Raw genomic sequence first — 19,101 nt, forward strand, 5'->3', positions numbered from 1 at the left:
TAAAGACGGCCTCCCACATGGGAGGCCGTTTTGTTATCAACCTATGGATAACGTTTTTTTAAGGTTTTCTAAGAAAGTCTTGGCTATCGGGATCTTATTGCCAGCTATTGCGAGTTGGTGGCTTTCCAGATGATCTATTAACGCTGTATTCACAATGTACGACTTGTGCACCTTAGTAAAGGTAGCGGGTAGTTTTTTTGATAACTCTTGCAGTGTCATCCTTACCAGCGTTTGCTTATTCGGCTCGACTAAATGTAGGTAGTTATCCTCTGCTTTAATATAGAGGAGTTTTGCCAGATCTATTTTGACGAATTTGTACCCGTCCTTTACAAAAAGTATGTTGTTATCGGGCTTAACCTTGTTCTCTGCACGATTAAGTGCAAGGGTGCAGGCCTGCAAAAAGCGGTTGTAGTTAATCGGCTTGAGCAGGAAGTCGGTTATCGCCATGTCAAAACCTGCAACTGCATAATCGGCATGTGCTGTGGTAAAGATGATCTGGACACCTGCCGGCGCAAGAGCGGCAAACTCCAATCCGCTCATTCCAGGCATATTTATGTCGAGGAAGATCAGGCTAACGCCGGTATTTTCTTGCAAAAAGGTTAGCGCTGCTGTCGCACTTCCAAAGGTGTTCTGCAGATTTACAAACGGGATTTTTTCGGTATGCATCCTGATAATATCAAGTGCTACTGGTTCATCGTCTATAGCAATAGCATCAATCATTTTGCAAGCAAAAGCTGGTTCAATTTAATTCTTAGGTCTTCTACAGATATGCCGTTGGCTATTATTCTGCCATTCGGACCTATCAAAATATTCCGAGGAATGGCTGCGATTGAGTATAGTTTTACTACATCGTTATCCCAGTGCTTTAAGTCGCTCACTTGTGTCCATTGCAAACCATCCACTTTAATAGCATTCAGCCAGGCCTTACGGCCTTTTTTATCATCCAGTGATATGCCTAAGATAGTAAAGTTTTTGCTTGAAAATTGGTTGTATAATTTCACCAGCTGTGGGCTTTCCTGCCTGCATGGACCACACCAGGATGCCCAAAAGTTTAGCAATACATATTTTCCTCTATAAGATGATAAACTTACCTGAGATCCGTTTTCATCGGGTTGGGAAAACTCAGGAGCAACTTCACCTTCTGCTAAGCGTGTTACATTAGTAAACTGACGCGCAAATTGCTTGCCATCTGTTGTGTTTTGAACAGAAGCAGCAAGGTTGCTAAACATGCTTCTGCTTTCGTTAAAATGTACCATATTGAGCTTATAATTATCTGCAGCTTGCAGCCTGCTGTGGTATTCCTGTAGGGCAACAAGAGAGATAAAGCTGTTGGCGTGGCCAGTAATAAACGCTTTTAATATTGGCATACGTGCTATTTTTAAGCTATCATATGTTTTTTCAAGCGGCTTTAGTTTCGCGGTATCCTGCTCAGCAACTATCCGGCTGCTGAGCTGTTTTTCACGATCAAAGATGGTTTTGAGGCTGGCCTCGAGAATCGCAAAGTCTTTATTAATGTTCGAATGGATAAATGTTGTTTCGGCAAGTGTGTTGCCTATTGTTGCTTTAATGACGCCAGGGTGGATATAGAACTGTAATACATCGCTCGTTAGCTGCCGCTTTTTAAGTAATGTCTGTAACCCATTATTATGGGTGTCCAATACCATTGTTGCCCGAATGGGTTTGGTTATGTTGCCAGATAGTTGATAGCAACCTTTTATCAGCGTTGCAGAATCCACAAACTTGCTACCATCTGTTTGATAGAGTAGGTACAGTTTTGTTCCCGGTGCTACTTTGTTAGCTGTGAGGCTGATTGTAAAGTTGCTGGACGAACTAAGTTGCTGGCAAACTCCCGGTAAAGCGCATAGCAATGCCATTAAGATGATGAATGATCTTTTCATGAGTTTAGTATTTAGTAATAAGTATTGACTGTTATTAAAGGCTTATCAGTAGATTTACATGATAGCTATCTGCTGTTTGCGTTATTTCCAGCGTATGTGTATGAGGGTACAAAAGCTCTAGTCTTTTTTTACAGGTGCTAATGCCACTCCCGGTCCCTTTTGTTCCATGTGCACCAACGGTAATGGTATTGGTTATAGTAGCCTGTAGCTTCTTTTGATATAAACGCATGTCTACCTCAACAACACTCGCTTGATGGTTGCTGATGCCATATTTAAAAGCGTTTTCAATGAAAGGGAGTAGCAGCATAGGCGCTATCTTGAGAGCGCTAGCAGGTACATCGATGTTGACACTGATCTGCTCGCCAGTATTGACGGGCATTCGTAGTTTTTGGAGGGCGATGTAGTTACGAATAAATTTAATTTCTTCATTCAATGGTACAAATGTTTCCTGTACACCAGTTACGGTGTAGCGCATCATCGCTGCGACCATGTCAATGCCCTCAGCTGTACGTTCTGCTTTTTCCTGCAGAGCGGTACCATATAAGTAGTTAAGGGTATTAAAAAGAAAGTGAGGGTTAAGCTGCTGCTTTAGGCTGTTCAGCTCGATGTCCGATTGCTCAGCCCTTACTTTAAGTTTATAAAGGCGTTGATAAAAGAACTCCCGTACCAAACCATAAAAAATAGCGTAGGTGACAGCTGCGGCCCAGGGCTCTAAAAGGTTTACGGGATATTTGTTCCGGAACCCTCCTGTGCTAAGGTAAAGCGAGGTAGCGGTACCAATCGCGGCGATAATAGTTGCCACACCGGCAAATATAGCCAGGTTATACCTCTTGAAAGTATACCTGTAATTTAGTTCTACCAAAAATGTAAATAGTAGCAGGTACAGGTAATCTGGCCGTTGAAAGTTGTGGCTAACAAACATCTGCCAAACCGTTATTGGTGTGCCATCTGCATTTAGCGTCATTGGCCCCCATATACTTAGCTTATAGGCGTAGTTTACAAGGTTGAAAATGTTGGTTACAAGCCATACCAGGGCGAAGTGTTGTAACCAATAGATGTGGAATTTACGAAGGTATGCTTTCATCATGTTTCAAATGAAAGCATACCCTTTGTCGCTTTAAAATAAATGTGGTGAAATGCCAAAACTTTGGGGTGAGCGTTACGTATGCTGCTTACCGGAATTACTTTTCCAGTTCAGCTATAATAGTTCTGGCAGTGGTGTTAGTTGGATCTAACTGTAAGGAGCGCTTATAATTGCTAAGCGCATTTGCCTTATCACCTTTATTGTAGTAGGCTTCGCCAAGGCTATCATAAGCATTGCCCGAATTTGGATGCAGCTCGACGTTGTACTTAAACAGTTCTATTGCAGCATCCAACCGTTTGTTATTCATTAAGGCGTAGCCTACCTCGTTTATACCTTTTTCGCTGCTAACGTCGTATTTTTCCGGATATTTAACGTTCAGGTCTTTCAATAGCGCAATTACCTGTTCGCCAGTCATTGTTGCAAGTTGCTGTTGATAGTCACTGATTACAGCACGCTTGGGTTGTACATAGGCTTTACCATCTAAGATGTCCTGCAGCGCGTTGTTAATGTCATAAACGTTATTCTGCTTGTTATTGCTCATCAGGATAACGGTACGCCCTTTAAGGGGATCAGCAACTACCAACGCCTGGTAATTAATACTAATGCCATCGTGTTGGTGATGTATCAGCCTATCGTTCTGCATGCTACCTCCACCTAAACCACATTGCTTACCCAGGGCAAATGGTGTCAGGAGTATCTGTGTTGAAGCCGGGCTTATTAATTTAAACTGCTCTAATGCCTGTTCCCATTTGTTGAAGTCCGCAAGTGTAACGGCCGTCCAGCCGGTTATTGGATAGAAAAAAGAGCCCGGGCGATTATTGTTGTTGTACGATATCGCCATTAAAGGAGTGTTCTCGTTCGGATCAACTATAGCTGTTGTCATTCCCGCCGGCTTCAACAGTCTTTCTTCAACAAAGCGGTTGAAGCTAAGTCCTGTTATTTTTTCGATGATGCGCCGTCGCAGGAAAACGTTGTTGTTATTGTAGGCGTATTTTGTACCTGGCTCAAAGTCCAGTTGCTGCACTTTCATGAGGTCATCCATGTTATCAGCATCGCTCTTAACTGTTTTCCATTTCACGTCGGGAATGCCGCTGGTATACTGCAGCAAATTTTTGATGCTGATACTATTTGCCCATGCAGGCAATTGAGGCAGATAATTGGACACCTTGTCGTCCAGACTGAGCTTGCCTTGTTCTTTCAGCATCATAATGCCTACTGCATTAAACTCCTTTGCTATGGAGCCTATATGGAAGCGGTATTCGCTGGTAAGTTTTACTTTTCCCGTTGTGTCTGCCTGTCCTATTGCGTTTTGGTAAACCTTCTTGCCGTGATCAATCACCAGTATGTTACCATTAAACAGACCCAGGCGATGGGTACGCTGCATCAATGTGTCGATAATAGCAGCCTTGCCCTGAGCATGAACCAGGTTGTAAGCAGGTAACAGCAGGAATGCGAGATATATTTTGTAGATGGTTTTCATAGGTGCGTTTTGTATTTAGATACTCGCAGTTAACATTTGTTACCTCAACAAACGTTGAATTATTGACACACAAAAAAGGCCGGTACACCTGTACCGGCCTTCAAATTGTTTTATGCGAATGCTATTGTTGGGGTGCCTGCAACCCACCAAACTTGGTGCTATAGTCTTTTAGTTGCGCATCAGTTTGTGTAGCCCATTGTGTTTGGTTTACGCTTTTTGCTACACCGTTCATACCATTGAGCATTGATAGCGCCAGTTGTACTGACCTTACATCTACGTTATTACTATCTTGCTGGTAAACCGCGTAGTTGTACTTCAACTGATCCATAATATAGTCGTCAAGGTTCTTCATCAGTTTAAGGCCGAAAGCTGTATCGCCGGCATGAAATGCAGTTTGCAGCATATAATACTTGCGGATAGCCAACTCGGGAGATGTGATATTCTCAGGCATATTGTCCGCATACTTCTTCAGCGCGCTTTTAGCCATATCAGGATGCCCTTCCCTCATCATGTTATCAGCAAGGTCTGCATACATACGCGTAACCAGCGGATAAAAAAGAGTGGTGGATGTATTATCAAGGTTTTTAGCCGTTTTCATCTGGCCGAACTTGAATTTGTTCATCATGTTATTATACATCACCATGGTGTTGGTAGCTTCCAGCGGCTGTATGGTGGTATCAGGCTTCAGCGGCAGCAGGCGGAACGCGAAACCTTCGTTATACATGTATTTGTCCAATCCAAGCATGTTCTCGTTGCCGGCAGTAACGGTGAAATATACCGGACGTTTCCAGTTGTTATGGGTAAGTATATCCATAATGGCCAGGTTGTCCTTAGTTACCCATTTGCCCGGATAGGTAAAGTCTAGTTCAGGGGCAATACGGTCGCGCATAGATGCAGGCACGGCACCTGCTTTTATTACCTCATCCGCATTTACAGTCATTTTTAGATTTTTTGTAGGCAAATAGTTGGTGGTTTCACCGTTCTCCAGCGGAAGCTTGGTTTGCGGATCATCTGAGGTGATAAAATTAAAGATGTCTTTCAACTCGGTTGATCCCGGTAGCTGCCTGTCTTCAAAATAAATTACATCGCGCACACCCATCTTAAATTTATCATAAGGCATGCTGATGGGCAATGGGTCAGATGCATTCATCTTCTGCTTCATCTGTTTTATGTACCAATCGGTACCCAGCAAGCTCAGGTTTACAATACGTACATCCGGGCGAACACCTTCAACTTCCTGTATATACCAAAGCGGATATGTATCGTTATCAGCAAAGCAGAATAAAATAGCATTCGGAGCGCACGAGTTAAGGTAGTTGTACGCCATATCGTGCGGCGTAAGCTTAGTAGAGCGGTCATGATCGTCCCATTCCTGGCTAGCCATAAGTACCGGAGCAGCCAGCAAACAAGCAGCTGTAGCCACGGTTGCAGCTATTTTTGGATTAAGCGCTTTGCTGATGAGCTCGGCAATCATGAGCACACCAAGTCCTATCCAGATAGCAAAGGCGTAGAACGAGCCCGCATATGCATAATCACGTTCGCGTGGCTGTAGCGGGTCCTGATTAAGGTATAGCACAATGGCTAGGCCTGTAAAAAAGAACAGTACCAATACCACACCTGCATCTTGCTGGTTGCGACGGAAATGATAGATCATACCCAGTAGGCCAATAATAAGTGGCAGAAAGTACAGGCGGTTGTAAGCATTGCTTGTGGTTACAGATTTTGGCAATTCTTTACCGAAGTTAACTCCGCTGATCCAGCTGCCATCAATACCGTTGGTCTGCCCGTCCAGGTCATTGGCCCGGCCTGCAAAGTTCCACATGAAATAACGTGTATACATTTGGCTGATCTGCCAACTGGCAAAGAAACCAAGGTTGGTACCCATTGTTGGGCTATCCTGCGGACCCATCTTCATCCAGTCGCGGTAGAATTCCGGGTGGTTAGGTTTCTGGCTGAACATGCGCGGGAACAGCGTCATGTGGTCATATGTGGTGTTTAGCTTTTTGCCTGCAACTTCATATTTCTTTTCCCCGCGGCGCCATATAGTTGCGCCATCGGTCTGTTCTACCGGCTTACCATCAAAAAACTCGCCGTATAACAAGGGGGTTTCGCCATACTGGTCTCGGTTAAGGTAGCTGTTAAGAGAAAAAGCATCCTGAGGATTACTGTTGTTAAGGTTAGGGCTGGCCTTAGCACGGATAACTATCATTACAAAAGAGCTGTAACCGAACAAGATGAACACCGCCGATATTAGTACCATATTAAGTACGGCGCGGCGGGTACGTATCTTAACCACATACTCTAGTAAAGCGATAGTAACAGCTGCACCTATAAAACCTGCTATTCCGGCGCTAAACGTTAGCAGCAGAACAAAGCAAACGGCCGATATAATAATTAAAATGTTAGATGGCTTAACTGTAAAGTATATACCAGTAACCAGCGCTGCCGCAACCAGCAGGAAGAAGATTATTGCACCGGTACCAAAACCCATGCCCAGGGTATTAACAAAGAATAGGTCAGAGAAAGCCGCGCCTTTAACGGTGAACTGAATAACACCCCAAAGCACTACAGCAAGTATTACAATGCTTAACGCAAATGCGCCAATGGTGCCCCCAGTAGTAACATTTTTAGCTCTTTTGAAGTAAATGATAAGCCCTATTGCTGGTATCACCAATAAGTTTAATAAGTGGATACCGATGGAAAGGCCCATTATGTAGGCGATAAAAACAATCCATCTGTCTGCATATGGCTCGTCGGCATGCGCTTCCCACTTTAATATTGCCCAGAAAACCACTGCCGTACAGAGCGAAGATTGTGCGTAAACCTCAGACTCTACAGCCGAGAACCAGAAGGTGTCCGAGTAAGTATAAGCTAGTGCACCTACTAAGCCCGATCCAATTATTAAAATTACCTTGGTGGTGGTCATTTCTTCGCCGGCTTTTACCAATAACTTTTTGGCAAGTGCGGTAATGGTCCAAAACAAAAACAAAATAGTAGCACCACTTGCCAGTGCCGAGGAGAAGTTAGTGAAGTACGCTACTTTGTTGTTATCACCCATGGATAACAACGAGAACGCTTTACCTATCATGGTAAACAAAGGTGCACCCGGCTGGTGGGCTACCTGCAACCTGAATATACAAGCGATGAACTCGCCGCAGTCCCAGAAGCTGGTAGAAGGTTCAAGCGTTAAAATGTATGTTAATGAGGCTATTGCGAAAGCAGCCCAGCCAAAAATGTTATTTATCTTTTTATAGTCCATAGCTCGTTTGCTGTACGATAGGTTTTTTGAAGTTTCGAAAGTAGTAAAAGTATCAGGATGTTTAAGGTACATTAACACTTTTTAACGCTTGAAACAAGGCTGCAATACTTTTTTACATTTTGCTTTTGAAGTGTAAAAAATCGTCTTATATTTGCATTCCTTTTCGGAGAGCTTGCTAGCCAAAGGAGATTGCCTGATAGTATAATGGTAGTACGACGGTTTTTGGTACCGTTTGTCTAGGTTCGAATCCTGGTCGGGCAACAATAGATGATTTCGGATTTCGAATTTTCAATGCAGGACACACCTCTTGAAAATAAGAAATCCGAAGTTTTTTATAGGGGTTTGAGATTATAAGGATTAACATTGCTCTTAATCTAAATCGTAAATAAAGATGCCTTTACAGTTTAATACCGTTAAGCTTTTTGCAGGTTCTGGTTCTAAAGAGTTATCTGACAAGATAGCTGATGCTTATGGCCAGCCCCTGGGCGATGTAGTTCTTTCACGTTTTAGCGACGGCGAGTTTCAGCCGCATTTCAACGAAAGTATCCGCGGATGCGATGTTTTCCTGATACAGAGCACTCACCAGCCAACAGATAACCTAATGGAACTGCTGATGATGGTAGATGCCGCGCGCCGTGCATCTGCACATTACATTACAGCAGTAATACCTTACTTTGGTTTAGCAAGGCAGGACAGGAAAGATAAGCCACGTGTGGCTATTGGTTCTAAACTGGTGGCTAACCTGTTGGTAGCTGCAGGTATTAACCGTATTATGACGATGGACCTGCACGCAGCGCAGATACAGGCGTTTTTTGATGTTCCTGTAGATCACCTGGATGCATCTATCATTTTTGTGCCTTATATAAAAAGCCTTGGCCTTGGTAATTTAACCATTGCTTCGCCAGATATGGGCGGATCATACAGGGCACGTGGCTTTGCAAAGTTCTTTAACGCCGAAGTTGTTATCTGTGATAAACGCAGAAAGCGTGCGAATGAAATAGAAAGCATGACCATAATTGGTGATGTTACCGGCCAGGACATTGTATTGATTGACGATATATGCGATACGGCAGGTACACTGGCTAAAGCAGCCGGGCTAATTATGGAGCGAGGAGCAAAGTCAGTAAGAGCGGTATGTACGCACCCGGTATTATCAGGTAAGGCATACGAAACTATCGAGAACTCCGCATTAACGGAACTTATCGTAACGGATACTATCCCGCTAAAGCAGCAAAGCTCTAAAATAAGGGTATTATCAACCGCAGAGCTTTTCGCGAAAGCGATAGTGAACGTAAATGAGCACGGCTCTATAAGCCAGCTGTTCAGGGTAGATTAAAAAAGATTAAAAATATCCACATCATGTTGGTGTGGCTTTGAATAATAAATAAATAATGAAATCAATTGCTATTAGCGGTTCTCCAAGAGAGAACGTAGGGAAAAGAGACGCGAAAGAGCTGCGTTACCAGGGCTTAGTGCCAGCAGTGCTTTACGGTGGGGCTACCCAAACCCACTTTTCTGTGTCCGCAGCTGATTTGAGAGCCGTGATTTATACTCCGGTTGTTCAATTCATCGACATCACAGTAGACGGTACAACAACTCAGGCCATCATTAAAGATGCTCAGTTCCACCCGTTGACAGAACAGCTTATCCACATCGACTTCTTACAGTTAGATGAGAACAAACCGGTAACTATCGAGATCCCTGTAAAATTAACAGGTACTTCTCCTGGTGTTAAGGTTGGTGGTAAGCTGGTACAAAAGTTACGTAAACTGCGCGTAAAAGCATTGCCAAAAGATCATCTGGACAACATCGAAGTTGCTATTGATGCTCTTGAAGTTGGTAAATCTGTACGTGTTAGCGATATTAAGGTTCCAAACCTGACTATCACCAACGCTCAGGAAGATACCATTGTATCTGTAACTACTTCACGTGCACTGCGTCAGGCAGAGCAGGAAGCTGCTTCAGGTAAGAAATAATTACCCCTTAACCCCCTAACGGGGGACCCTCTGGGAATCAAAGCGACAGGTATATGCCTGTCGCTTTTTGCTTACCCTGCAGCCATAATCGCCAATCTTTATCCACTACAGGCGACCTGCGTTAGACACTAACAACTAAAACAGGTCGATTGCACCCTCTCCAAGCCGCGTAGAGAGTAGGCAGGGGGAGTCGAAAGAAAATAATTACTTTTGCCGCAAAAACAAGATGGGCTTTAAACCCTACTTTAGTAAATATCTTAAGAAACAAACACCCACTGCTACACGGCCCATAGTAAAGCAAGCGGGCCAACCGGTTATGAAATACTTAATTGTAGGATTAGGCAATATAGGCCCTGAATATGCCGATACCCGGCACAATATTGGTTTTATGGTGTTGGACGAAATGGCTAAGCAGGAAGGCGCAAAGTTTTACAATATGCGCCTGGCTTATTACACCGAGGTAAACTATAAAAGTCGTACCCTGTGCCTTATTAAGCCAACAACTTACATGAACCTTAGTGGTAAGGCCCTTAACCACTGGATGAAAGAGCTCAAGATACCTGTAGAGAATGTGTTGGTGATTGTGGACGACCTGGCTTTGCCATTAGGTACACTACGGCTAAAGCCAAAGGGCAGTGCTGCAGGCCACAACGGTTTAAAAAATATTGAAGCCACGCTTGGGCACAACAACTACGCGCGCCTGCGTTTTGGCATTAGTGACAACTACCCTAAAGGCCGCCAGGTAGATTATGTATTAAGTGGTTTTGATAAAGACGAACTCCCCGAGCTCCCCGCGCTAATAGACCGGTCTATTGAAATGGTGAAAAGCTTTTGCACTATAGGTACAGAGTTAACGATGACTAAGTTTAATAAGTAACAGGCCTGTAGTTAACTTACACCAGCTTTCTTAAGCAATTTACCAAGGGTTAACGTCGCTGGTGAAAGCGTCGCCCATTCTGTACGTATCAGTTCTATTTCGGTTATTATACTATCTGGATTATAAAGATCCATATAATGCCACTTGCTATTATTGGTTACGCTGTCATCGTAAACCGGAAGTTTTCCCACCAAATGCAGCAAGGCTGGTACATTTCGGAAAAAAGCAGCTTTAGAATCCTTTGTGTAGGATATTTCTGTGTGATGACCCATGTAACGCCTGCTTTTCCATTCGGGTCCTAATTCTTTTAAACCTATTGGTCTGGCATCTAAAAATGTTTGTAATAAAGGCAATTGTGCTGATTCAAAGTTTAAAAACCAAAATGAGATACTTCCTTTATCTTTAAAATGTTCGGATCTGGTAATATATATGCCTATATATTTTTCCTGTTGATTTTGGTATGTTAAACACATTCCGGCGCAAAAAACACTTTCTATTTTAACAGGGTCTTTTTTTTTCAGCCGAGGCTTACTTTTTTCTACTGAGAGCTTTTTTAAAAAATTAACCAATACTCGTTTTCTTTCTTTAAAAAAACCTGCTCCTGCATCCAGGCCTTCGTTATACCTGATGTCCTCGCCAGTATCTATAATAACTTCTACCTCTTTAAGAATTTTGGTGGTTAACACTTTGCACTCCCAGCATGCCAATGCTAGCGCAAACCAAACGTTTGTACGGTCGTATTTGAGGTTTTCTTGCTGCTCTTTTAACACTATTGCAGAAATACTTCCCGGGTCGTAACCTGAATTGTAAAGTTCTATGAAGCGTTCGTAAACTTCGCAGGACGTATCGTTTCCCAAAATTGCCGCACTCCAGGCTCCCATATTTTAAGCATATTATAAATTGATTTTCGAATGTAATAAGTAGATGCTAATAACATCATCTAGTTTATGGTAACAAGCTTGTTACCTAAAAATTTAGTTAAATAACTGTTAAATGCTTCTTTTAGGTGTAACGAAGGCTATTTTTGTGCGTCTTTTAACCTAAACATCTATTAAATGAGAAGACTTTTACTGGCAGCAGTTTGCTGTTTTCTATCGATCGCATCATTTGCACAAGGTACACAGCAGATAACCATCAAAGGGATTGTAGTAGATTCCGCAGCTAACAAGCCTTTAGGATATGCAACTGTAGCTCTCTCTGATGCAGCAACAAATGCCCCGGTAAAAAGCACGCTTAGTAAAGATGACGGCTCCTTTGAACTTGTTAACCTGCCGGCTAAAGCCTACAAACTTTCACTTATATCTATCGGCTACGCCACCAAAGTAATTGATGTAAAAGGCGGTATTACCGTTAATCTTGGTAAGGTGATGATAGCGCCATCCAGTAAGCAATTAAAAGAAGTTTCGGTTACAGCTGCACGTCCGTTAATGAAGCAGGAGGTAGACCGGTTGAGCTATGATGTATTGGCCGATCCGGAAAGTAAAACCCTGTCGGCACTGGACATGATTCGCAAAGTACCTTTACTGTCGGTAGATGCTAATGATGCCATAAAGTTGCGTGGCAGCGGCAATTACAAAATATTGCTGAACGGTAAAGAATCAGCTATTATGGCGCGAAATCCGTCGGATATCTTGAAAGCGATGCCGGGTACCAACATTGTAAAGATCGAGGTGATCACCACGCCGCCGGCTAAGTATGATGCGGAAGGTTTAGCAGGTATTATTAACATCATTACGCAAAAGAATGCCGATCAAGGTTACAACGGATCGTTAAACAGCAACTACAATAGTGTTTTTGGTTACCGCGCTAACGCTAACTTAACCGTAAAGCAGGGTAAGTTCGGGCTTAGCGGCTTTACGGGTACGGGAGAGCGCCGGCCGCGCTCGGCTGATTTTTATAACCGTACAGATTTTTTAAACACGCCATCCTTTATCGAGCAGAATGGCAGCAGGCGCAGCGGCGGCAAGAACACTTATGTAAGTACAGAATTAAGTTTTGAAGCAGATTCACTCAACCTCATTACCGGACAGTTCAACTACTATAAAAACGCTAACAACAGCGAGAGTACCACCAACACCGAACAGAACGATAATGGTGTTGAATCAAAATACATTAACACTAATAATAACGACGGCAAGTTTAACGGCAAGGACTTTGGCGTAAATTATCAGCGCGGTTTTAAAGGCAATAAAGACAGGTTGCTTACCGCGTCGTACAAGTTTAGCGACAATGATAACGGCACCAACAATATGGTAAGCCCGGGCAACGCGGTAGATTATAATCAGTTTAACTCAGCAGGAACGAAAGAGCACACGACTCAGCTTGATTATATACACCCGTTGAAGGTAGTGACTATAGAAGCAGGCGGTAAGGCCATCAACCGCAAAAGCTTCAGCAGTTTTCATACGGATGTATTTGACGCAGCAAGTAACACCTACGTTCCGGACCCTACCCAAGACAATGACTTTAACTACCACCAGGATGTATACAGCCTTTATAATTCTTACACTTTAAAGTTCACAAAGTGGAGCCTGAAGGGCGGTGTTCGTTACGAGCGCACCAACATCAACGCTGATTTTACATCAACGGCTACCAATCTCGATCAAAACTTCACCAACGTAGTGCCATCTTTCTCGTTGCAGCGCAGCTTAAAAAGCAGTAGCTTAACTTTTGGCTTTACGCAGCGTATACAGCGCCCTGGCATTTACCAGTTGAACCCGTTTACAGATCGGTCTAACCCCAATTACATAAACACAGGTAATCCCAACCTTCGCCCGTCGGTAAACAACAACTTTGAACTGAGCTACGGCAACTTCTCGAAAGGATCGCTCAACCTGAGTGCCAGCTATTCGTTTGCTAACAATACCATACAAAACTTATCCAGCGTGAACGGTATTGTAACCACTACCACTTATGCCAACGTGGGCAAGAACAAAACACTGGGGTTGGACCTCAATACTAATTATCCTATCACGCCTAAATTCAACGTGAATATGAATGCTGAACTGCTGCACATCTGGCTGGAAGGCTATTACGGCGGCGAACTGTTCAAGAACAATGGCTACCAGGGCCACGTGTTCAGCTATGCCAGTTACAAGTTTGACGATGGGTACCGCGTAGGGCTAAACATCAGCTTTGATAGCCGGTACGTGTTGCTGCAGGGTACGGACAATTACTGGTTTGGCTATGGCTTCAATGGCTCTAAAGAGTTCCTGAACAAGAAACTGAATGTTTCGGTTTATGTTAACAGCCCTTTCAAGGAATTCTTTAAGGTCGATTTCTCTACCCGTACCAAAGACTTTACAAATTATTCTTACAACTACAATTTCTACAGGACACTCGGCGTAGGTGTAAACTACAAGTTTGGAAAGCTTAACAGCAGTATTAAAAAGAACCAGCGCGGTATAAACAACGATGATACCAGCAGCGGCGGATCAAGGAATTAAACCACTAGCTTAAATTTGCTTTACTATCTTGCGGGCTGATATGACTGTTGTTTCGTTGTCGTTAGTCCGCAGGGTAGCTTTTATCGCGGTTTGTTGCTTGCTATTTTGTACTTGCAGGCAGGAAGGTCCGCCTAAAGCAGCGTTCTATTACTGGAAAACCAATTACACGCTTAACTCTGGTCAGCAGGATCTGCTAAAGCAAACAGCAGATAACCGCCTCTACCTGCGGTTTTTTGATATCAAGTGGGACTCCCGCCGTCAACAAGTTATTCCCAATGCCACATTAAGCGTGAGTACCTCGTTGAAAAATATCGATGTCACCCCTGTAGTATTTATCACCAATCAGGCTTTTCTTCAAACAACGTTGAGCAATGTGGATAGCCTTGCTTACAAAAGCGCGCGGCTTATCTCGGTCATCGCTTCCAGGCATCATATCAGCTATAAAGCAATTCAAATTGACTGCGACTGGACGGACGCCACCCGTGAAAAGTACTTCACTTATTTGCAGGCGCTAAAAAAGTATGTGCATTGCAGCCTGCAAGTAACCATACGGCTGCACCAGGTAAAATTCCGAGAGCGCACCGGTGTGCCTCCTGCAGACCGCGGCGTGCTGATGTTTTACAACATGGGTAAAGTAAGCGCGGGAATACAGGCGAACTCTATTTATAACGAGAACGATGCCGCGCGGTATCTTGCACGCATAGGCAGTTATCCGCTGCAACTGGATGTAGCTTTACCTGTTTTCTCCTGGGCTGTGCAAAGTCGCGATAGCCGCATTGTAAACCTTTATACTAAAATCACCCGGGCTGATCTGCAGAGGAGCGCTAACTTCATCCGCGCCGGCCAAAATGCTTTTAAAGCAACAACATCATTTTTTTTTAAAGGCATTTATATAAAACAAAACGATACTTTTAAGCTTGAAGAAACTAACCTTAACACTCTGGAAGAGGCTGCTAAGCAACTATCAGGTAAATTAGCGCCGCTGCCAAACAGGATATTGATATTTTATGAGCTATCTAACATCGGTCCGCCTGCGTTTACTGCAAACGTCCTCAACACTATCGCTGATCATTTTTAGCATCCTGGTCATTTCCGGTGCCGGCCTGGTATGGGCTTGTGCAGATATCGGCTATGATGACAACTCGGTGTTTGCACCAGAGTATTTTGTTAATAAACATTACACCCCATTTTTTTACGACGGTTACAACCGTTATTATGGCTATGATGTTGGCCCTATAGGCGATAACAACCGTCGCTATAACGACCTGGTAGTGGCTGAATGGCAGGAGTACCTTGGCCAGCAGTTAAGCACCGCTCAAATCAATTTTCTTTTATTCAAGGCCAATACGCGCAGGGCAGATTCGCTTTATAAACGTGTAGCTGCCCGGCTTGATGGCCGGGGCAAAACGTTTTTTAATTACCTGCCACTTTCTAAGGATTGCGAAAGCTACGCTGTGCAGGATGTTGATTACTGGTATGAAAAGGTGCCGCATAAGCAGCCTGCGGCTAATATCGAGGGACGAATAAACCGCGCGCTGGCAACCTTTAAAGACAAATTTATCAGGCAGCGGTTGTGGTTTCAGCTGGTGCGTAACCAATACTTTAGCGATACCACAGGCAATAGCGTAAAACCGGTATTTTACAAGTACGAGAAGGAATTCCCGCGCAATTTGTTGTACTACCGGGCATTGGGTTACCTGGCAGGTGCGGAGTATGCCCAAAAGGATTACGCGCACGCCAATTACCATTATAGCTTGTGCTACAACTACACCTGGCAAATGTACCTGCCCAGCGAGTGGAGCTTTCACCCGCAGGAAGAAGCCGACTGGCGCCAAACACTTAAACTGGCTAAAACACCCGAAGAACGCATCACCCTTTGGCATTTGCTGGGTATAAATAACGATGCCGCCCGCGCCATTAAAGAGATAGCCGCTATCAACCCCGGATCAGAAAAGCTGGATCTGCTGCTTAGCCGTTTGGTAAACATGGCCGAAGAAGAAGCCGGCGACGCCAAAGTGGACGAGAGCAAGCTCGATTATCAAACCGTATTTCCGTTTAATACAGATGGCAGTGCAGCTAAACTTGCCGACGAAAAGAACGCTGCCGCACGCGAGGCTGCCTACAATAAAGCTTTGATCAAAGCCCGTCAGCAAAGTTTGGCAAACGACCGCGGCCTACGGCTGGTTGACTCAATATCAGCAGTTAAAGGTATTAGCAAGCCGTATTACTGGCACATGGCGGCGGGCTACCTTCACTACTTACATTATGATGTAAAACGTGCGCAGAAATATTATGCCCTCGCTAAAAACGAGCTGCCGGCCGGTAATAGCGAAGTAACAGCGCAATATAAGCTGCTCAGCATTTTATTGTATGTACGCTCCGCAAAGCGTATGGATGCCGGTGTAGAGAACTACCTGGTAGAACCGCTGAACTGGTTAGCTAATTTGCGGGACAATAAAACCACGGTTAAGGCCTTAAGATTTACAAACGCCATCCAATGGATGAAGAACGAAATTGGCGGCCTTTACATTAAACAACACCAGTTTGTTAAAGCCAACTTTTTTAAGGATGTACCGCACATTTACACCGACAGTATTAGTGTTGATTCATTGGAAAAGCAGCTTCTTAAAGTAAATAAATCGCCTTTCGAAAAAGCCATGGCCCGGTACTCTCCGGTTAAATACGAGCAGTTGTATTACCACCAGGCGCTTGTTGCCACCTACAAAGAAGATATTGGCTCTGCGCTAAAGTTCATGATAAAAGCAAAAGATGCAGGTTTGGGTAAACTGCAGGCTGATCCGTTCACCAGCAGGTTGAACGACTGCCACGATTGCGATGCAGCAGAGTCAAAGGTAAGCTACACCTCCTTAAAATTCTTAGAGGTTATACAGCAGCTTAAGGAAGATCTTCGCTCCGGAAAAAACAAGTATAATGCCGCGTTAAAGCTTGGCAACGCTTATTACAATATCACGCATTACGGCAACTCTCGCGTGTTCTTCCAAACAGAACTCACCGGGTATGCTTATCAGCCCGATCTGTATGATAAAGATTACCGCGATTACTTCACCTCGCCCAACATTGCCGAAAAGTATTACAAAATAGCTTTGGCCAACGCTCCGGGTAACGAACAAAAAGCAAAACTCGTGTTCCTGCTGAGTAAATGCGACCGCAACCGCCAGTACAATAAGCACTTTGCCAATGATGAAAATTATGAACCGGGGGACGATATGCCTGAAGCCGGAGAACGCTTTAAAGAACTAAAAAGCAAATACGCAGCAACAAACTATTACAAAGAAGTGCTTAAAGAATGCGGTTACTTCAGGAAGTATGCAGAGGGGCGGTAACAGTCTTTGTCGGTATGTGCTGGCCGACGAGATTACCTGTATGTAATCAGGGGGGTAAGATCAGTTTGCATGTTTCTTAGCTTTATAAAACAAACTTTGTTATTTCTACTTAAAGGAGTATAGATACCCAATTTTTATAAGCATGAAAGAGTATAGATTAGGCATAATCCTCGGTGGTATAGTTGTATTGGTAATGATAGCGGCGTTAACCTTTTCTCATTTAAAAGGTAGCTCTGGCGCAGAGGATAAAAAAGGTTCTAAAAACGAAAAAAAGAAAGATAAGAATAAAAAAGCCAAAGCGGATGAGCAATCCGGTGGCGAAAGCAGTTCATGTGTGGCGGGCAAGTTGATCTCTGCTAAAGAGTGGGAGATGCCTAAAGCCTTAAAAGAAATATCAGGCATGGCCTGGATGGGCGAAGACAAGGTTTGCGCCGTTCAGGATCAAAAAGGCATCATTTACATATATGACCTGCAAGCCAAAAAAATTGCCAACGAGATAAGGTTTAGCGACAATGGCGACTACGAAGGCATTGCCTACGCGCATAACAGCTTTTTTGTAATGCGTTCTGACGGGCAGCTGTATGAAGTGAATGCTGCAGGCAAAGTAGTTAAACAGTACGATCTACCCCTTACAGAAACAGACAACATAGAATCCCTGTTTTTTGATGCACCTAACGACAGGTTGCTAATAGGGCAAAAGGATGGCGACCAGGGCAGCAAAGTAAAAAAGGTATTTAGTTTTGACCTGCCCGCTCGCAAGTTTAACAACCAGCCGGTTTACACGCTGGATATGGCAGACCCGGTGATCAGTTGCGATGACAATGTCAAGGCGAATAAAAAAGGTAAAAAGCACAAGGAAATTCGGCCATCAGAAATAGCGGTAAACCCGGCCACCAAAGAGATCTATATTGCCGATGGGCCAAGCCAGCGTGTGCTGGTGTTATCTGCCGATGGTAAACCCAAGTACTACCTGGAGGTAGATAAAAAGGAGTTCCCTCAGGTAGAAGGATTGATGTTTGACCCCGCCGGAGCTTTTTACATTAGTACCGAAGGTGTTAAAGAGGCGGCGAAAATAAGCCAGGTAAACGTGGAAAAGACTGCCGGAGGCGATTAACCGCATAGACGTTACTGCCTGCTGTAAATATCGGACCGATAAGTACATTTGCCTCATGAAAGTTTACGGAATAACAAATTGCAACACCGTTAAGAAAGCCCTTGACTGGCTTAAGGCGAACAATATAGCTTACGAGTTTCATGACTTTAAGAAGCTGGGTGTAAGCGCCGAAAAGCTGCAGGAATGGAATGAAAAAGCAGGTTACGAAAAGTTTATGAACAAGCAGGGACTTACCTGGAAACAACTAGATCCGGTTGTTAAGGACAGCGTGAAAACATCTGCAGATGCACTTAAACTTTTACAAGAAAAAACCAGCATGATTAAACGCCCTGTTATCGAGAAAGATGGTTTTCTGTTCTTTGGCTTCGATGAAGCTGTTTACAATAAAGAGTTAAAGTAGGTCTTTTATAAGCTTAGTCTGACGGGTCAAACTTGTCGTGGTGAGCCTGTCGAACCATTAGTCGCTCTTACAAGTCTTCGACAAGCTCAGACTGACATGGAGGCGAACTCTTAGCGATAGTAAACTTGTCATGGTGAGCCTGTCGAACCATTAGTCAATCGTACAGGTCTTCGACAAGCTAAGACTAACATTAGCAAACTTGTCATCGCGAGCCTGTCGAACC

Annotated in this window: 14 protein-coding genes and 1 tRNA gene; 9 read left to right on the forward strand and 6 right to left on the reverse strand. The window is 43.9% G+C overall.

The genetic code is table 11. The annotated features are described in order from the left end of the window. Positions 1 to 36: 36 nt before the first annotated feature. From AC59GT_RS03010 to AC59GT_RS03030, 5 genes are all read right to left on the reverse strand, one after another. The gene (locus AC59GT_RS03010; RefSeq protein WP_497236266.1) at positions 37 to 720 is read right to left on the reverse strand and encodes a LytR/AlgR family response regulator transcription factor; all 684 of its coding nucleotides are present in this window, start codon (positions 718 to 720) and stop codon (positions 37 to 39) included. Further along, positions 717 to 1,898: a redoxin domain-containing protein gene (locus AC59GT_RS03015; RefSeq protein WP_497236267.1), complete on the reverse strand. Its 1,182-nt coding sequence runs from the start codon at positions 1,896 to 1,898 to the stop codon at positions 717 to 719. The genes AC59GT_RS03010 and AC59GT_RS03015 overlap by 4 nt, the downstream gene beginning before the upstream one ends. Positions 1,899 to 1,932: 34 nt before the next feature. Continuing rightward, entirely contained in the window at positions 1,933 to 2,985 is a 1,053-nt protein-coding gene (locus tag AC59GT_RS03020) for a sensor histidine kinase (protein WP_497236268.1), read from the reverse strand. Between the two features lie 94 nt (positions 2,986 to 3,079). Beyond that, entirely contained in the window at positions 3,080 to 4,462 is a 1,383-nt protein-coding gene (locus AC59GT_RS03025; RefSeq protein ID WP_497236269.1) for a serine hydrolase, read from the reverse strand. A gap of 121 nt (positions 4,463 to 4,583) precedes the next feature. Continuing rightward, positions 4,584 to 7,721, reverse strand: coding sequence for a glycosyltransferase family 117 protein (locus tag AC59GT_RS03030; RefSeq protein WP_497236706.1), 3,138 nt, complete (start codon positions 7,719 to 7,721; stop codon positions 4,584 to 4,586). Between the two features lie 190 nt (positions 7,722 to 7,911). On the opposite strand from AC59GT_RS03030, the gene AC59GT_RS03035 reads away from it, so the two are divergent. From AC59GT_RS03035 to pth, 4 genes are all read left to right on the forward strand, one after another. Continuing rightward, positions 7,912 to 7,982 (forward strand) — tRNA-Gln (locus AC59GT_RS03035). A gap of 130 nt (positions 7,983 to 8,112) precedes the next feature. Beyond that, entirely contained in the window at positions 8,113 to 9,057 is a 945-nt protein-coding gene (locus tag AC59GT_RS03040) for a ribose-phosphate pyrophosphokinase (protein ID WP_497236270.1), read from the forward strand. A gap of 55 nt (positions 9,058 to 9,112) precedes the next feature. Beyond that, positions 9,113 to 9,697 (forward strand): 50S ribosomal protein L25/general stress protein Ctc, encoded by a 585-nt coding sequence (locus tag AC59GT_RS03045; RefSeq protein ID WP_497236271.1) that lies wholly within the window; start codon positions 9,113 to 9,115, stop codon positions 9,695 to 9,697. A gap of 316 nt (positions 9,698 to 10,013) precedes the next feature. Next, on the forward strand, positions 10,014 to 10,574 hold the full coding sequence (pth, locus tag AC59GT_RS03050) for an aminoacyl-tRNA hydrolase (protein WP_497236272.1): 561 nt from the start codon (positions 10,014 to 10,016) through the stop codon (positions 10,572 to 10,574). Positions 10,575 to 10,585: 11 nt separating this feature from the next. On the opposite strand, the gene AC59GT_RS03055 is transcribed toward pth, so the two are convergent. After that, positions 10,586 to 11,344, reverse strand: coding sequence for a hypothetical protein (locus tag AC59GT_RS03055; RefSeq protein ID WP_497236273.1), 759 nt, complete (start codon positions 11,342 to 11,344; stop codon positions 10,586 to 10,588). Positions 11,345 to 11,629: 285 nt separating this feature from the next. Here AC59GT_RS03055 and AC59GT_RS03060 point away from each other — a divergent pair, with 285 nt between their 5' ends. The 5 genes from AC59GT_RS03060 to AC59GT_RS03080 all read left to right on the forward strand — a co-directional run bounded on the left by AC59GT_RS03060 (position 11,630) and on the right by AC59GT_RS03080 (position 18,878). Then, positions 11,630 to 14,020 carry a TonB-dependent receptor domain-containing protein gene (locus AC59GT_RS03060; protein WP_497236274.1) on the forward strand — a complete coding sequence of 797 codons (2,391 nt, stop codon included), beginning with the start codon at positions 11,630 to 11,632 and terminating at the stop codon, positions 14,018 to 14,020. A 40-nt stretch (positions 14,021 to 14,060) separates the two neighbouring features. Next, positions 14,061 to 15,098 carry a hypothetical protein gene (locus AC59GT_RS03065; protein ID WP_497236275.1) on the forward strand — a complete coding sequence of 346 codons (1,038 nt, stop codon included), beginning with the start codon at positions 14,061 to 14,063 and terminating at the stop codon, positions 15,096 to 15,098. Next, positions 15,028 to 17,364, forward strand: coding sequence for a hypothetical protein (locus tag AC59GT_RS03070; protein WP_497236276.1), 2,337 nt, complete (start codon positions 15,028 to 15,030; stop codon positions 17,362 to 17,364). Before AC59GT_RS03065 ends, AC59GT_RS03070 begins: the two co-directional genes overlap by 71 nt. Positions 17,365 to 17,506: 142 nt before the next feature. Next, on the forward strand, positions 17,507 to 18,478 hold the full coding sequence (locus AC59GT_RS03075) for an SdiA-regulated domain-containing protein (RefSeq protein ID WP_497236277.1): 972 nt from the start codon (positions 17,507 to 17,509) through the stop codon (positions 18,476 to 18,478). 55 nt (positions 18,479 to 18,533) lie between these two features. After that, positions 18,534 to 18,878 (forward strand): Spx/MgsR family RNA polymerase-binding regulatory protein, encoded by a 345-nt coding sequence (locus tag AC59GT_RS03080; protein WP_497236278.1) that lies wholly within the window; start codon positions 18,534 to 18,536, stop codon positions 18,876 to 18,878. Positions 18,879 to 19,101 lie beyond the last annotated feature (223 nt).

The sequence above is a fragment of the Mucilaginibacter sp. 320_HR genome, from assembly GCF_059691875.1.

Excerpts from the sequence above, each read along its gene's own strand:
- AC59GT_RS03010 (WP_497236266.1), bottom strand. The coding sequence starts at position 720 with ATGATTGATGCTATTGCTATAGACGATGAACCAGTAGCACTTGATATT.
- AC59GT_RS03015 (WP_497236267.1), bottom strand. The coding sequence starts at position 1,898 with ATGAAAAGATCATTCATCATCTTAATGGCATTGCTATGCGCTTTACCG.
- AC59GT_RS03020 (WP_497236268.1), bottom strand. The coding sequence starts at position 2,985 with ATGATGAAAGCATACCTTCGTAAATTCCACATCTATTGGTTACAACAC.
- AC59GT_RS03025 (WP_497236269.1), bottom strand. The coding sequence starts at position 4,462 with ATGAAAACCATCTACAAAATATATCTCGCATTCCTGCTGTTACCTGCT.
- AC59GT_RS03030 (WP_497236706.1), bottom strand. The coding sequence starts at position 7,721 with ATGGACTATAAAAAGATAAATAACATTTTTGGCTGGGCTGCTTTCGCA.
- AC59GT_RS03040 (WP_497236270.1), top strand. The coding sequence starts at position 8,113 with ATGCCTTTACAGTTTAATACCGTTAAGCTTTTTGCAGGTTCTGGTTCT.
- AC59GT_RS03045 (WP_497236271.1), top strand. The coding sequence starts at position 9,113 with ATGAAATCAATTGCTATTAGCGGTTCTCCAAGAGAGAACGTAGGGAAA.
- pth (WP_497236272.1), top strand. The coding sequence starts at position 10,014 with ATGAAATACTTAATTGTAGGATTAGGCAATATAGGCCCTGAATATGCC.
- AC59GT_RS03060 (WP_497236274.1), top strand. The coding sequence starts at position 11,630 with ATGAGAAGACTTTTACTGGCAGCAGTTTGCTGTTTTCTATCGATCGCA.
- AC59GT_RS03065 (WP_497236275.1), top strand. The coding sequence starts at position 14,061 with ATGACTGTTGTTTCGTTGTCGTTAGTCCGCAGGGTAGCTTTTATCGCG.
- AC59GT_RS03070 (WP_497236276.1), top strand. The coding sequence starts at position 15,028 with ATGAGCTATCTAACATCGGTCCGCCTGCGTTTACTGCAAACGTCCTCA.
- AC59GT_RS03075 (WP_497236277.1), top strand. The coding sequence starts at position 17,507 with ATGAAAGAGTATAGATTAGGCATAATCCTCGGTGGTATAGTTGTATTG.
- AC59GT_RS03080 (WP_497236278.1), top strand. The coding sequence starts at position 18,534 with ATGAAAGTTTACGGAATAACAAATTGCAACACCGTTAAGAAAGCCCTT.